Below are 13896 nucleotides of genomic sequence, written 5' to 3'. Positions count from 1 at the left end.
CCGTGCCCCGTGCCGCCCGCTCACAGGCCGAACAGCGAAGCGTCCGTGGCCAGTTCCTTGAAGACCTTGGCGGGGTCGGCGATCAGTCTGCGCTCCTTGAGGTCCAGCAGGCCGCCGACACCGGTGAGTTCGGCGCAGAGGGTGCCGTCCGGCTTGCGCATCTCCTGGCGGATGGTGAAGGTCTTGCCGGTGGACCAGTGGAAAGCGCAGGTCACCTCGACCTCGTCGCCGGCGAGGAGTTCGCGCAGATAGCGGATCGTCGTCTCCAGGACCACGGGTCCCACCCCGGTGCCCACCAGACCGGTCTGCGACACCCCGGCGGCCTGGAGCAGCGACCAGCGGGCGTGCTCCGCGTAGTTGAGGTACACGGCCTGGTTGAGGTGGCCCTGTACATCGGTCTCGTAACCGCGGACGGTGACGCGGACGGAAAACGGTTCGCTCACGGCATTCCCCTCTTGCTCCGGCACGGCGCACTGCCCCGGGACAGCGCACCGGTGATCTTCGCACGCGCGGTGGCGGCTCACACCCGGCGGGGCGAGGCCAGCAGATAACGCCTGCGGGTGCGCGGCTCGGTGTACTCGCCCGGCTGCCAGCCCGCCCGCTCCAGCGTTTCCGCGCACGCCGCGAGGGCCGCCGAGTCCGGCGCGTACACGGCGACCGCGTCCGGCTGCGGGGTGGCCCGGACCCGGTACCCGTCCGTCTCCGCCGTCGCCGGCCGGTGCCCGGCCGCCTCCAGGGCGAGGGCCGCGGCCCGCACCAGATGGCCGCGCTCCCAGCCGCACGGCCGGTCCACCGCCCCGTCCGGATTGGTCATCCGGCGCAGTTCCAGCAGCCCCTGCCAGGCTCCGCGCACCTCGCGCAGCCGGGCGGCCGCGGAGGGCGGGACCGGCTCGTGCGCCCCGCCGGCGCGCGCGGCGAACACCTCGTTCGCGGGGGCCGGGTCCTGCCGTGCGGGTGTCCCGGGCTCCGCCTCCCGTATCCGCTGCCCGGCCGGGGTGAGGAAGTGGTCGTGCGGCGGGCGCGGGTGGCGGAAGGCGAGCCCCTGCCGCACCAGCGCGGTGAGCTGGGCTTCCGTGCCGCGCAGCCGTCCGGTGACCGGGTCGGCGGCGTCGATCAGCCGGCGCTGGGCGGCGGTCGGCGGTCGGGTCACGATGCGCTCCTTCCCGGAACCGCCGGGGTCGTACGGCGGCTTCCTCGAAGCGTACGACCGGGGTCCGACAACGAGCCGGGGCCGCTCAGCCGGGCAGCAGGTTCCAGCCCGCGACCACCGGCCGGTCGTGCTCGGTGCCGAGGCGGCACAGCGTGCCGGTGGCGAGCTGGAAGAGCGCGCCGTGCTCGGCCGCCAGACCCAGCCGGCGGGCGGTCAGCACCCGCAGGAAGTGGCCGTGGGCGACCAGCACGACGGCGCCCTCGACGCCGGCCAGGGCGTCGTCGACCTTGGCCAGCATCCGGTCGGCGCGCTCCCCGACCTGCCGCGGGCTCTCGCCCGGATGCTCCGGCGGCCCGGGCGCGACCCCGTCGGTGAACAGGAACCAGCCGGGCCGGGTGCGCTGGATGTCCGCGGTGGTGACGCCCTCGTAGCCGCCGTAGTCCCACTCGCACAGATCGGCGTCCACCCGGGCGCCGCGCAGGCCGATCAGCTCGGCGGTCTCACGGGCCCGCCGCAGGGGGCTGACGAACGCCGCGCCGATCCGGTACGAGCGGATCAGCGGCACCAGCCGGCGCGCTTCCTCGCGGCCGTGCTCGGTGAGGGGCACGTCGGTGCGGCCGGTGTGCCGGCCGGACCGCGACCACTCGGTCTCACCGTGCCGGACGAGAAGGAGGTCACCCATGCGGGCACGGTGCCACAGGGCAGGGCGGCCTGCAGGACGGACTGCGCCAGTCGGCCGTTCTCCGTACCCGCGCCCGCCCGGCGGGGAGCCGCGCGCAGGCGCGGGCGGTGGTGTGCCGGGGGCGGCCCGTCGCGCCCCGCGCTGCCGGCCGGGGCGGGCCGTTAAATCGCGGGCGCGACGGGGACCGGGTGCGTACGGTGGCGCGGATGGTGACGGTACGAACGATGACGGCGGCCGATGTCACGGCCGTGGCGGAGATACGGGTGGCCGGCTGGCGGGCCGCCTACGCCGGGCTGCTGCCCGCGTCCTTCCTGGACCGGATGTCGGTCGAGGAGGACGCCGGACGGCTGCGGGGGCGCCTGGAGCGGCCCGGCGGAAGCGGGGCCGACCTGGTCGCCGTCGACGCCCGCGGCACGGTGGCGGGCTGGGCCTGCGTGGGCCCTGCCCACCGGGAGGGAGGCGAGGTGTACGCCCTCTACGTGCGCCCCTCCCGCATCGGGACCGGCGTCGGCCGGGCCCTGCTCGACGCGGCGCACGCCCATGCGCACGCCCACGGCCTGGACCCGCTCGCGCTGTGGGTCCTGGCCGGGAACACGCGGGCCCGGCGCTTCTACGAGCGCGCCGGGTACACCGCCGACGGCGCGGTGCGCACCGAGGACTACGACGGGGTGGCCGTGCGGGAGGTCCGCTACTGCCGGTAGCTCCCGAGGAAGCGCCCGATCCGGCCGATCGCCGCCTCCAGGTCGTCGGCCTGGGGCAGGGTGAGGATGCGGAAGTGGTCGGGCGAGGGCCAGTTGAAGCCGGTGCCCTGGACGACCTGGATCTTCTCGCGCAGCAGCAGGTCCAGGACGAACTTCTCGTCGTCGTGGATGCGGTGCACCTTGGGGTCGAGGCGGGGGAACGCGTACAGGGCGCCCTTGGGCTTGACGCAGGACACCCCGGGGATCTCGTTGAGCTTCTCCCAGGCGACGGTGCGCTGCTCGTACAACCGCCCGCCGGGCGCGGCGAGTTCGCGGATGGACTGGCGGCCGCCGAGCGCGGCCTGGATGGCGTACTGCGCGGGCGCGTTGGCGCACAGCCGCATGGAGGCCAGCATGGTCAGGCCCTCCAGGTAGTCCTTCGCGTGCTGCCGGGGCCCGGTGACGACCAGCCAGCCGGAGCGGAAGCCCGCGACCCGGTAGGTCTTGGACAGCCCGCAGAAGGTGAGGACGACCAGGTCGGGGGCGAGCGCGGCGGCCGAGTGGTGCACGGCGTCGTCGTAGAGGATCTGGTCGTAGATCTCGTCGGCGAACACCATGAGGCCGTGGCGGCGGGCGAGGTCGAGGATGCCCTCCACGACCTCCTTCGGATACACCGCGCCCGTCGGGTTGTTGGGGTTGATGATGACGACGGCCTTGGTGCGGTCGGTGATCTTCGACGCCATGTCGGCGAGATCGGGGTTCCATTCCGCCTGCTCGTCGCAGAGGTAGTGCACCGCCTTGCCGCCGGCCAGGGTGGTGACGGCGGTCCACAGCGGGAAGTCCGGTGCGGGGATGAGGATCTCGTCGCCGTCCTCGACCAGGGCCTGTACCGCCATGGAGACCAGCTCCGAGACGCCGTTGCCCAGGTAGACGTCGTCGACGTCGACGTCGAGACCGAGGTTCTGGTAGCGCTGGGCGACCGCGCGGCGGGCGGAGAGGATGCCGCGGGAGTCCGTGTAGCCGTGCGCCTGCGGCAGCATCCGGATCATGTCCTGGAGGATCTCGTCCGGCGCCTCGAAGCCGAAGGCCGCGGGGTTGCCGGTGTTCAGGCGCAGCACGCTGTGCCCCGCCTCCTCCAGGGCGTTGGCGTGCTCGATCACCGGGCCGCGGATCTCGTAACAGACCTCGCTGAGCTTGTTCGACTGCCGGAACTCCATGCGTCCCTCCGGGAACTCGTGTTACTTGGTTTTACCAAGCAGGAGCTTGGAAAGTCCAACAACGCGTCTAGACTGCGTCGCATGCCACCTCGCCGAAGCTACGACCAGTACTGTTCCGCAGCCCGCGCGCTCGACCTCGTCGGCGACCGCTGGACCCTGCTGATCGTCCGGGAGTTGCTCGCCGGCCCCCGCCGCTACACGGATCTGCACGCGGACCTGCCCGGCGTGAGCACGGACGTCCTCGCCTCCCGCCTCAAGGACATGGAGCGCGACGGCCTCGCCACGCGCCGCCGCCTGCCCCCGCCCGGCGCGGCCACGGTCTACGAACTCACCGCGCGGGGAAGCGCGTTGCTCCCCGTCCTCCAGGCCCTCGGCGCCTGGGGCGAACCCGAACTCGACGCCCGCCGCCCCACCGACGCGGTCCGCGCCCACTGGTTCGCCCTGCCCCTGCTCCGCGCGCTGGAGGGCGAGGGACTGGTCGAAGTCCACCTGGAGTCGGGCGACTTCCATGTGCGGGCGGGCACGCAGGCCGGGGAGGACGGCCCGGTGTACGGCGACGGCCCCGCCCCCCGCGATCCGGACGCCCGCCTCACCTTCGACACGGCGACCTGCGAGGCCGTCGCGCAGGGACGTCTGTCGCTCGCGGACGCGGTGCGCACGGGGCGGGTCACGGTGACGGGGGAGGGGGCCATCGCCAAGGCGCTGCGGGAGGCGTGAAGCGAGAAGGCCCGCCACGACGAGGTGGCGGGCCTTCTCAACGGCGTGTCACAGGTCGCGCGGTCGCCCTGAGCCCCGCGTCAGCGCGTACCCGCCGACGCCGGCCAGCGCGGCGAGCACACCGCCGATCGCCGTCCAGACCCAGCGGTCGGACCACCAGCCCGAGGACCAGCCGTCCTTGGAACCGAAGCTGGACAGCACCGGGTGCCGCGAACCGTCGTCCTGCGCATCGGACTTGGCGGCGATGCCGGGCACGAGCGGCTTGCCGAGGGAGCCGTCGACCGCCGCCGCGCCCCCGATGTCCTTGGAGTCGACGCGCACCTCGGCGTTCACCGGCTGCCCGAGATCCGCCGCCCCGAGGTCCACGACCGTCAGCCGGACGTAGTACGTGCCCGGCAGCGGGTCGTTGGCCCACGGCTCGGCCCAGCCGCGCACGGTACGCATCACACAGGCCAGCTCGACCGACGAGACGCCCTGTCCGGCGGTCCGGGAGGACGCGCCGTACTGGCAGGACTGCCGGCGCCGCAGCCCGTCGTACACATCGAGCTGCCAGGTCTCGGACCCGTGCGACTGCGGCAGCTTCACGCTCGCCCTGACCGTCGGCCGCTGCCCGGTGTCGGCCGGGAACGACCAGTACATGTAGTCACCGGTGGACCCGGACGCGGTGGCCTGCTGCCCCTGCTGGATCTCCGTCGCCGTACGGAACGACGTGCCCGCCTGCGTGGGCGCGCCGCCGGAGCCGTCGGAGGCGCCGGGGGAAGGCGAGGAGTCCGCGGCGGCCGGCCCTGCGGCCAGCCCGAGCGCCAGCAGCGCGGCGCCCAGCACATGTCTGCATCGCATCAGTTCGTCCTCCAGATCGCGACCCGCCAGCGCGACAGCCAGCCCCACAGCAGACCCGCGACGAAGCCGATCACCACGAGCGTGCCCAGCAGCCACCAGCCGCGCCCGAGACCGAACGCGGCCACGTCATGGGCCCTGGCCGGGCCGTCCACCACGTCCACGGTCAGCTCCAGCGGCAGACCCGGCGTGCTCTTCACGCCCGCGGGCGCCGAGAAGGAGTGGGTGACCTCCAGGCACACCGTCTCCGCGGGCGCGTTGTCGTCGTCGCTCGCGGCCTTCGGGTAGCGCAGACCGGTGGAGATCGCGTCGGTGCGCCCGGTACCGGCCGCCTCGCCGCGGACGATCTCGCGGCCCTTCAGGGTCACCGCCCGCAGCAGCACCCCGTAGGAGGGGTTCACGGCCCGGTCGTCCGCCACGCTCACCGAGGCGCGCAGCTCCTTGCCCGGGTCGACGTCGACCCGGTACCAGCGCTGCTGCCCGAACTCCACGCGGTCCGTGTACAGACCGGACTTCAGCGTCGGCGCCTTCTCGCACCGCTCCGCGCCCGAGGCGGCCACCGGCGTCACCACCGGATCGGCCGCCCGGTGCACCAACTGCCCGACCCGGTCGGTCAGTTCCTCCTTGTGCTGCACGGAGGTGTACGTGCCGCCGGTCGCGTCGGCGATGCAGCTGAGCTGGTCCCGGGTCTTGGCGTCCGGCACCAGGCCGAGGGTGTCGATGGTCAGGCCGATGCCCTTGGCGGCTATCTCCCGGGCCACCTCGCACGGGTCCAGCGGCTGGCAGGTGTCCTCGCCATCGCTGATCAGCACGATACGGCGGGTGCCGTCGCCCCCGTCGAGGTCGCCCGCCGCCTTCAGCAGCGCGGGCCCGATCGGCGTCCAGCCGGTCGGCACCAGCGTCGCCACCGCCGTCTTGGCGTCGGTCCGGTTCAGCGGGCCGACCGGGTACAGCTGCGCGGTGTCCTTGCAGCCCTCCTGGCGGTCGTTTCCGTGGTAGTTGGCGCCGAGCGTGCGGATGCCGAGCTCGACGTCCTGCGGGGTCGCGTCGAGGACGTCGTCGAACGCCTGCTTCGCCGCCGCCATCCGGGTACCGCCGTCGATGTCCCGGGTCCGCATGGATCCGCTGACATCCAGCACCAGTTCGACCTTCGGAGCGGGCTGCTCCGTCTCGTCGGCGGCCGCCGCGGTCGGGAACGCGAGCCCGGCCGTCAGGGCGGCGAGCAGAGCGCACACTCCCGCCGCCAGCCGTTGTCTTCTGATCATCGACGGATCCTATTGATCAACCGTACCGGGCTCCAAAACGAGCGGGTGGGGCAGGGAGGTCCACTGGTCACCGGGTGTCCGCGGGGACAACCGCATCAGCGTCAGCGCCTTGGCCGGGACCGGTCCGTGGCGCAGGAACGCGAGGTCGGGCGTGTCCGGAAGGTCCGGTACGACGGCCGCCAGCGCCGCCCCGAGCGCCGGGCCCGAACCCGCCACGGCCGCCAGGGAGCCCGCCACCAGGGAGCCGAACAGCTTGCGGCGCAGGGCGGTTTCGTCGTCGTCGATCAGCCGGCCGGAGAGGGCGGGCGGCGCGATGCCGTGCCGGGCCAGCCGGACGGGGCTGATCCGGATGTCGGCCAGATCGCGGTAGACCAGCCGCCGCGGGCTGCCGTCGGCCGCCAGCACCACCAGCAGGTTCTGGCCGTGCGCCTCCAGGGCCACCCCGAGGTCCAGCAGGCCCAGTCCGACGGTGAGCGCCAGCCGGACGAACCCGGCCAGCCAGGCGGGGTCCCGCGGCAGCGCGGTGGTGGCCAGCGCGGCCACCGGCAGCACCCGCTCCCCGGGCCGCGCGTACCGCTCGGGCGACTCCCGCAGCAGCGCGGCCAGTTCGGCGGACCCGGCGGCGACGGCACCCAGGGTGCGGGTGATGTGCAGCAACCCGCCGGTGCGGCCCGCCAGTTCCTCCGCGAACGCGGACAGCGTGGCCGCCGCCTCGACCGAGTACGGCGAGATGTCCCGCACCGAGGACGTCAGCCGGGCGCTCAACGCCGTCTTCACATGCGGGCCGTCGGCGAGGGCCAGCGTCCGCAGGGACATCAGCGGATGCGCGGGCCGCCACTCCTCGTACGGCCGCTCCAGCACATGCGCCGCCTGCCACGGGTGCACCGGCACCAACAGCCGCCCCCCGTCACGCAGTTCCTCCGGCCACCGACCGGTCAGCAAGGTCTCGTCGGCGGGCACGGACACCGTGCCGAGCCGCACCACCGGACCGTGCTCCGGGCCGTACGCCAGCTGCTCCGCCACCGAGAACCCGGGCCGGGAACGGCAGCTGGGATGGAACGGGTGCCCGTCGACCACCCGTTGCTCCCACTCCCACTCCCGCTCGGGGCCCTCGGCCGGGAAGCCCCCCACCGGCCACTCCTCCGGGTGATCCGCACCGGCCCGGGACAGCGCCAGCGAGGCCACGCTGTGCCCCAGCTCCACCGCGAAACCGGCGGCTCCGGGCCCCCAGCCGCCACCGGCCGCGAGGGCGGACATGAGGCGCGCCGGGTCGTCGTACCGCTGCGTGCCCAGCCGTACGGCGGCGACGTGGGCGCCGGTGGCGTACGGGTCCGCGTGCGGCCCGTGCAGTCTGCGGCCGTCGGCCAGCCGCAGGGCCAGGCCGTGCCTCCCGCGCGTCCGGCCCGTGATCCACGGCAGCGGTTCGTGCGCGAACCCCCGCCACAGCCGGGTCAGCACGGCCGCACGGGCACCCGGCAGCTCCGCCTCGTACCGGGGCAGCAGCCCGGGCCGCAGGGCGGCCAGCTCCGCCGCGACCTCGGCCTCGGCGGTGGGGGAGTGGGACACGGTCGGCTCCTCGATCGCGGCGGCACAGGGCACCATGGTCGGTACGGACAACGGCACCATGGTCAGGACGGACCACGACACCATGGTCGGGGACGAAGCCATACTGATCGCTCCCGGCCCACCGCAAACGCCCCGGCCCCCGCCCGGGACGCCGGAGACCACCCCCCACCGAAGAACGAATGGACCGCGTGGACCTCAATCCCCCCGCAGCCGCCGTCGGCCGGCGTGCCGACGCGCATGCGGCCGCCCCCCTGCTCAACTGCCTGATCCGCGAAGTGGCCGAGCCGCTGCCCGGCCGCCCCGGCGAGCCGCCGACGTACCGGCTGCCCGGCACCGGGCGGCTGCTGCGCGTGCGCCCCGGCCGGCGCCCCGCCGACCCCGAGGTGCGTACGGCCGGCGGCTGGCACCCCGTCGGCCATCCCGAACTGGTGAAGCTGGTCGCCGAGGAACTGCGCCGGCACACCGGGTCCGCGGGCGGCGACCTGCCCGCCGAGATGATCGACAGCCGCGAGGCGGTCGCGGCCCTGCTCGCCGCCCGCGCCGGCGCGACCCCGCCGGCGGACCCCTATCTGCGCTCCGAGCAGTCCCTCGTCACCGGCCACCCCTACCACCCGGCGCCCAAGGCGCGCGGCGGCGGCCCGGTCACGTCCTGGCTGCCGTACGCGCCCGAGGCACACGCCCGGTTCCCGCTGGTGCTGCTGGCCGTCCGCGAGGACCAGGTCGCCGAGGAGGGCGACACCCGCGCCCTGGACGCCCTGGGCGCCGCCCCGCCCGGCTACCGGCTGCTGCCCGCGCACCCCTGGCAGCTCGACCTGGTCGCCGACACCCTCGCCCCCGCCTTCGCCGACGGCCGGCTGCTCCGGCTCGGTCCCACCGCCTTCACCGCCTGGCCGACGGCGGCGGTCCGCACGCTCTACGAACCCCGCCGCGACCTGTTCCTGAAGTTCAGCCTGGACGTCCGCATCACCAACGACATCCGCCGCCTGTGGCGCCACGACCTGAGCCGGCTGCGCCGTACCGACACCGCCGCCGGGCACGCCTTCGCAGCGATGGGCGGGCCCGCCGCGTGGCTCGCCGACCGCGGTCACCGCACGGCGTCGTTCGCCTACGAGGAACTGGCCGTGGTGGTCCGCGACGGGCTGCGCGGGCATCTGCTGCCGGGCGCGGTGCCGCTGCTCGCCGCGGGGCTGGCCGAGGGCTTCGACGGCAGCCCGCTCGCCGCCGCGGCCGACCCGGCGGCCTGGTGGGAGGCGTATCTGCGGCAGGTCGTGCCGCCCGCCCTGACCGCGTTCGGCGAGCACGGGGTCGTCCTGGAGGCGCACCTGCAGAACACCCTCGTCGCCGTGGACGCCTCCGGTACGCCCGTGCAGGCGCTGTTCCGCGACGCGGAGGGGGTCAAGCTGCTCCCGGACGTGACGCGTGCCGCCGGCTGGCGGCGGCTGGTCTACTGCCTGGTCGTCAACCACCTCATGGAGATCGCCGGCGCCCTGGCCGAGCACCGGCCCGGCTACGACCCCTGGCCGGCCGTCCGCCGCGAACTGGTCCGGCACGACCTGCCCGAGATCCCCGCCCTGCTCGCCTCACCCACCCTGCCCGGCAAGACCAATCTGCTGCTGCGGTGGACCGGCGCGGACGGCGCGGACGCCCGGTATCTGCCGCTGCCGAACCCGCTGGCCGGCGGCCGCTGAGTGGCGGCCGCCGCCGGCACTCAGCGGCCGGTGCCGAAGTCCTGGGTCCAGTAACTGCCGGGCTGCGCGAGCCCGACGCCGATCTCCCGGAAGCCGCAGTCGAGGATGTTGGCCCGGTGGCCGGGGCTGTTCATCCAGCCCGCCATCACCTCGTCGGCGGTGGCGTAGCCGTAGGCGACGTTCTCGCCGTACGCGCTCCAGGTGTACCCGGCCCGCGTGATGCGGGTGCCCGGGTCGGAGCCGTCGGAGCCGGTGTGCGACATGTTCTGGTGGGCGGCCATGTCCGCGCTGTGCTGCTGCGCGGCCTCGGTCAGCTGCGGGTTGAGCGTCAGCGGCTGGCAACCCGCCTGCGCGCGTTCGGAGTTGACCAGCTGCACGATGCGCGCGGCCACGCCGGACGCGGTGCCGGCGGAACTCGAAGGGGCGGCCGCGGACGCGGTGGGGGCGGCGGGCGCCGGGGTGGCCGGGGCGGGGCCGGCGGGCGTCGGGGCGACCGCGTCGGCGGTGGCGACGGCCGTCTTCACCGGATGGACGGCCGCGCTCTCGGGCGCGGACCCAGGGTGCGGGACGAGGGCGCGGGACGACGCGGGCGCCGCGGCGGTGCCGCTGCGGTGGTGGGCGTGGTGGGTCCGCTGCCGGGGTATGCCCGCCGGTGCGGGCGTGGCCGTCGACGTGGCGGTGCTCGTTTGCACGGGTGTGTTCGCCAGGGCCGCGGGGGCGCCGACGGTGGCGGCGGTGGTGGCCGGGTCCGCCGTGCCGGACGGCCAGTCGGAACAGGCCAGGGCGACGGACGGCACGCCCACCGCGCCGACCGCGACGGCGCCGATGACCATCCGCCGGAAGTACTGCGTCTTACGGTGCTTGCCCATAGAAGAACCTCGCTCGGTGATCGCCGAGCGCCCAGTCTCGGCACGGCCCCACAAGGACCGCAAAGGGCGTCGCTACTACCTCGGGTCGTAGCGGCGTGGGGCTCTTGTCAGGCGGGCCGGGAAGTGCTGACTTCGCGAACGCGACGTTCACATGGCACCCGGCGCTCCGTCAGGACAGCGGCCCCGCACGCGAGGAGAGGTCGGCGCCGGGCCCGGGGAGATCCACTCTCCGGGAGGCGCCCCGCCTCATGGTCAAGACGGACAAATCCCGTATGTCACCGGCGGGCCGTCTACTAACCGACCCGCTTAGTGGTCGTGGGGGCAGTGACGGATGTCACTGCGAGACCCTCCGTGCGCTCCGGCGACCGCTCGGCCCGCACTCGGACGACTTTGCCCGAATGTGCGGCGAAGCAGCCCTGGTTACTATGCTCACTTGGTTGCCCTGGATTGCAGCCCGTGGGAGCGAGCCGTGGAATTTAAAGCGAACAAGCCGTGGGGCCTCGGAAAATGCTGAGAGAGGTCACCGCGACCCGCTATATCGAGCCCCTGCATTCCGGTGGTTCGGTCCCCGGGATCGTCGAGGGAGACGATCTGGGGACGTACGTCGTGAAGTTCACCGCGTCCGCGCAGGGACACAAGGCGCTGGTCGCGGAGGTGATCGTCGGGGAGCTCGCGCGGGCGCTCGGGCTGCGCTTCCCCGAGCTGGTGCTCGTGCACTTCGACCCGGCCGTCGCCGACTCCGAACCGCACCAGGAGGTGCGCGATCTGCACAGCGCGAGCGCGGGCGTCAACCTCGGCATGGACTACCTGCCCGGCGCCCGCGACTTCACCCCGGAGGTCGCCCGCACCTTCCCGGTGGACCCGCTGGAGGCCGGCCGCGTCGTGTGGCTGGACGCGCTGACCGTCAACGTCGACCGCACCGTGCACAGCTCCAACCTGATGGTCTGGCCCACGCTCGGCACCGTACCGCCGCGCCTGTGGCTCATCGACCACGGAGCCGCCCTGGTCTTCCACCACCGCTGGGACACCACGGCCCCGGGCAAGCGGTACGACTTCCGCCACCACGCCCTCGGCCACTACGGCCCCGACGTCCGCGCCGCCGACGCCGAACTCGCCCCGCGCGTCACCGGGGAACTGCTGCGGTCGATCGTCGCGCAGGTGCCGGACGCCTGGCTGGCCGAGGACGCCGGGTTCGCCGGGCCCGACGACGTCCGGGACGCCTACGTCGACTACCTCCTGGCCCGCGTCCGGCTGTCGGCCGAGTGGCTGCCCACCGACTTCCCGAGCCGTGAGCAGCTGGCGGCCGAGGAGGCGGCCCGCGCGGCGCGGACCCAGGCGGGCCGCCCGGACTGGCTGAAGCAGGTCCCCGATCTGCACGGCAAACCGGCCGTGGAACACGACGGCGCGGTCCACCTGCGCTGAGGGAAGGCCCCTGAGGGAGACGGGCGGATGTCCGGGGGCGTACGGGCGCCCCCCGGGAAAGATCCCGGGGGTGGGCGGAAGGGGCGCCCCCGGGGCGGCCCCCGAGGGCACCCCTGCGGGTCAGCCCTTGAGCTGCTCGTACGCCGGCAGGGTGAGGAAGTCGGCGTAGTCCTCGTCCAGGGACACCTTCAGCAGCAGGTCGTGCGCCTCCTGCCAGTGCCCGGCGCGGAAGGCCTCCTCGCCGATCTCCTCGCGGATGTGGTCGAGTTCCTCGGCGGCGACCTTGCGGGCCAGCTCGGGCGTCGCCTTGTCGCCGTTCTCGAACTCGACGCCCGCGTTGATCCACTGCCAGATCTGGGAGCGGGAGATCTCGGCGGTGGCGGCGTCCTCCATCAGGTTGAAGATGGCGACCGCGCCCAGCCCGCGCAGCCACGCCTCGATGTAACGGATGCCGACCTGCACGGCGTTGACCAGCCCCGCGTACGTCGGCTTCGCGTCCAGCGAGTCGATGGCGATCAGGTCCGCGGCCTCGACGTGCACGTCCTCGCGCAGCCGGTCCTTCTGGTTGGGCTTGTCACCGAGGACCCGGTCGAAGGACTCCATGGCGATCGGCACCAGGTCGGGGTGGGCCACCCAGGAGCCGTCGAAACCGTCGTTCGCCTCGCGGTCCTTGTCGGCGCGGACCTTCTCGAAGGCCACCTTGTTGACCTCCGCGTCCCGGCGGGAGGGGATGAAGGCCGCCATGCCGCCGATCGCGTGCGCGCCGCGCTTGTGGCAGGTGCGCACGAGGAGTTCGGTGTAGGCCCGCATGAACGGGGCCGTCATCGTGACGGCGTTGCGGTCCGGCAGTACGAACCTGGCGCCGCCGTCACGGAAGTTCTTCACGATGGAGAACAGGTAGTCCCAGCGCCCCGCGTTCAACCCGGAGGCGTGGTCGCGCAGTTCGTAGAGGATCTCCTCCATCTCGTACGCGGCCGTGATGGTCTCGATCAGCACGGTGGCGCGGATGGTGCCCTGCGGAACGCCCACGTAGTCCTGCGCGAACACGAACACGTCGTTCCACAGCCGCGCTTCGAGGTGCGACTCCGTCTTCGGCAGGTAGAAGTACGGGCCCTTGCCGAGGTCCAGCAGCCGCTGCGCGTTGTGGAAGAAGTACAGGCCGAAGTCCACGAGGGCGCCGGGGACCTTGCGGCCGTCGGCGTCGGCGAGGTGCCGCTCGTCCAGGTGCCAGCCGCGGGGCCGCATGACGACGGTCGCCAGCTCCTCGGCCGGTCGCAGCGCGTACGACTTCCCGGACCGGGGGTCGGTGAAGTCGATGGAGCGGGTGTACGCGTCGATCAGGTTCAGCTGGCCGAGGACGACGTTCTCCCAGGTGGGCGCGGAGGCGTCCTCGAAGTCGGCGAGCCAGACCCGCGCGCCCGAGTTCAGCGCGTTGATCGTCATCTTGCGGTCGGTGGGGCCGGTGATCTCGACGCGCCGGTCGTTCAGCGCGGCCGGGGCCGGAGCGACCCGCCAGGAGTCGTCCGCGCGGATCGCGGCGGTCTCCGGGAGGAAGTCGAGGGTGGAGGTGCGGGCGATCTCGGCGCGGCGCTCGGCCCGGCGGGCCAGGAGTTCGTCACGGCGCGGGGTGAACCGCCGGTGCAGCTCCGCCACGAAGGCGAGCGCCGCGTCCGTGAGGACCTCCTCCTGCCGGGGCAGGGGCTCGGCGTCGACGATGGCCAGCGGGGACGGCGCTGGTGCGGACATGAGCTGTCACTTCCTTCAGCGGTGGCACCACGTGCCCAAGGGCACGAACAGGACGAA

At 73.8% G+C, this 13896-nt stretch carries 13 protein-coding genes; 4 read left to right on the top strand and 9 right to left on the bottom strand.

All coding sequences use genetic code 11. From position 1 onward, the window contains the following. Positions 1-20: 20 nt before the first annotated feature. From HZZ00_RS26330 to HZZ00_RS26320, 3 genes are all read right to left on the bottom strand, one after another. On the bottom strand, positions 21-443 hold the full coding sequence (locus HZZ00_RS26330; RefSeq protein ID WP_180328781.1) for a thioesterase family protein: 423 nt from the start codon (positions 441-443) through the stop codon (positions 21-23). 77 nt (positions 444-520) lie between these two features. Continuing rightward, positions 521-1150, bottom strand: coding sequence for a hypothetical protein (locus tag HZZ00_RS26325; protein WP_180328780.1), 630 nt, complete (start codon positions 1148-1150; stop codon positions 521-523). 85 nt (positions 1151-1235) lie between these two features. Further along, positions 1236-1832, bottom strand: coding sequence for a histidine phosphatase family protein (locus tag HZZ00_RS26320; protein ID WP_180328779.1), 597 nt, complete (start codon positions 1830-1832; stop codon positions 1236-1238). A 206-nt stretch (positions 1833-2038) separates the two neighbouring features. Between HZZ00_RS26320 and HZZ00_RS26315 the strand changes: the two genes are divergently transcribed. Next, the gene (locus HZZ00_RS26315; RefSeq protein WP_180328778.1) at positions 2039-2533 is read left to right on the top strand and encodes a GNAT family N-acetyltransferase; all 495 of its coding nucleotides are present in this window, start codon (positions 2039-2041) and stop codon (positions 2531-2533) included. Here HZZ00_RS26315 and HZZ00_RS26310 read toward each other — a convergent pair. Then, the gene (locus tag HZZ00_RS26310; RefSeq protein WP_070025626.1) at positions 2521-3729 is read right to left on the bottom strand and encodes a pyridoxal phosphate-dependent aminotransferase; all 1209 of its coding nucleotides are present in this window, start codon (positions 3727-3729) and stop codon (positions 2521-2523) included. The genes HZZ00_RS26315 and HZZ00_RS26310 overlap by 13 nt on opposite strands. An 81-nt stretch (positions 3730-3810) precedes the next feature. On the opposite strand from HZZ00_RS26310, the gene HZZ00_RS26305 reads away from it, so the two are divergent. Continuing rightward, positions 3811-4446, top strand: a complete 636-nt coding sequence (locus HZZ00_RS26305) for a helix-turn-helix domain-containing protein (protein ID WP_180328777.1) — start codon at positions 3811-3813, stop codon at positions 4444-4446. A 48-nt stretch (positions 4447-4494) separates the two neighbouring features. Here HZZ00_RS26305 and HZZ00_RS26300 read toward each other — a convergent pair whose 3' ends face one another. From HZZ00_RS26300 to HZZ00_RS26290, 3 genes are read right to left on the bottom strand one after another with little or no spacing between them, the layout of a single operon-like run. Then, complete coding sequence (locus tag HZZ00_RS26300; RefSeq protein WP_180328776.1) at positions 4495-5286, bottom strand: hypothetical protein; 792 nt, start codon at positions 5284-5286, stop codon at positions 4495-4497. Next, entirely contained in the window at positions 5286-6548 is a 1263-nt protein-coding gene (locus HZZ00_RS26295) for a VWA domain-containing protein (protein ID WP_180328775.1), read from the bottom strand. Before HZZ00_RS26295 ends, HZZ00_RS26300 begins: the two co-directional genes overlap by 1 nt. A 9-nt stretch (positions 6549-6557) precedes the next feature. Then, positions 6558-8150, bottom strand: coding sequence for an IucA/IucC family protein (locus HZZ00_RS26290; RefSeq protein WP_374028566.1), 1593 nt, complete (start codon positions 8148-8150; stop codon positions 6558-6560). 143 nt (positions 8151-8293) lie between these two features. On the opposite strand from HZZ00_RS26290, the gene HZZ00_RS26285 reads away from it, so the two are divergent. Further along, positions 8294-9802: an IucA/IucC family protein gene (locus HZZ00_RS26285; protein ID WP_180328774.1), complete on the top strand. Its 1509-nt coding sequence runs from the start codon at positions 8294-8296 to the stop codon at positions 9800-9802. Positions 9803-9822: 20 nt separating this feature from the next. Here the strand turns inward: HZZ00_RS26285 and HZZ00_RS26280 are convergent, their stop codons facing one another. Next, positions 9823-10671, bottom strand: a complete 849-nt coding sequence (locus HZZ00_RS26280) for a CAP domain-containing protein (protein ID WP_180328773.1) — start codon at positions 10669-10671, stop codon at positions 9823-9825. A gap of 507 nt (positions 10672-11178) precedes the next feature. Here HZZ00_RS26280 and HZZ00_RS26275 point away from each other — a divergent pair. Further along, the gene (locus HZZ00_RS26275) at positions 11179-12093 is read left to right on the top strand and encodes a HipA family kinase (protein ID WP_180328772.1); all 915 of its coding nucleotides are present in this window, start codon (positions 11179-11181) and stop codon (positions 12091-12093) included. Between the two features lie 120 nt (positions 12094-12213). On the opposite strand, the gene aceB is transcribed toward HZZ00_RS26275, so the two are convergent. Continuing rightward, the gene (gene aceB, locus HZZ00_RS26270; protein WP_180328771.1) at positions 12214-13839 is read right to left on the bottom strand and encodes a malate synthase A; all 1626 of its coding nucleotides are present in this window, start codon (positions 13837-13839) and stop codon (positions 12214-12216) included. Positions 13840-13896: the final 57 nt, after the last annotated feature.

Origin of the sequence: Streptomyces sp. NEAU-sy36, from assembly GCF_013423905.1 — a bacterium.
GTDB classification, from domain to species: Bacteria; Actinomycetota; Actinomycetes; order Streptomycetales; family Streptomycetaceae; genus Streptomyces; species Streptomyces misionensis.
Note: the sequence above shows the minus strand (reverse complement) of the source record. Positions and strands in the feature narration are given on the sequence as shown.

Bases quoted from the DNA above. Each gene is read 5' to 3' on its own strand.
- HZZ00_RS26315 (WP_180328778.1), top strand. From the start codon at position 2,039: ATGGTGACGGTACGAACGATGACGGCGGCCGATGTCACGGCCGTGGCG.
- HZZ00_RS26320 (WP_180328779.1), bottom strand. From the start codon at position 1,832: ATGGGTGACCTCCTTCTCGTCCGGCACGGTGAGACCGAGTGGTCGCGG.
- HZZ00_RS26310 (WP_070025626.1), bottom strand. From the start codon at position 3,729: ATGGAGTTCCGGCAGTCGAACAAGCTCAGCGAGGTCTGTTACGAGATC.
- HZZ00_RS26290 (WP_374028566.1), bottom strand. From the start codon at position 8,150: ATGGTGCCCTGTGCCGCCGCGATCGAGGAGCCGACCGTGTCCCACTCC.
- HZZ00_RS26275 (WP_180328772.1), top strand. From the start codon at position 11,179: ATGCTGAGAGAGGTCACCGCGACCCGCTATATCGAGCCCCTGCATTCC.
- aceB (WP_180328771.1), bottom strand. From the start codon at position 13,839: ATGTCCGCACCAGCGCCGTCCCCGCTGGCCATCGTCGACGCCGAGCCC.
- HZZ00_RS26295 (WP_180328775.1), bottom strand. From the start codon at position 6,548: ATGATCAGAAGACAACGGCTGGCGGCGGGAGTGTGCGCTCTGCTCGCC.
- HZZ00_RS26285 (WP_180328774.1), top strand. From the start codon at position 8,294: ATGGACCGCGTGGACCTCAATCCCCCCGCAGCCGCCGTCGGCCGGCGT.
- HZZ00_RS26305 (WP_180328777.1), top strand. From the start codon at position 3,811: ATGCCACCTCGCCGAAGCTACGACCAGTACTGTTCCGCAGCCCGCGCG.
- HZZ00_RS26280 (WP_180328773.1), bottom strand. From the start codon at position 10,671: ATGGGCAAGCACCGTAAGACGCAGTACTTCCGGCGGATGGTCATCGGC.
- HZZ00_RS26300 (WP_180328776.1), bottom strand. From the start codon at position 5,286: ATGCGATGCAGACATGTGCTGGGCGCCGCGCTGCTGGCGCTCGGGCTG.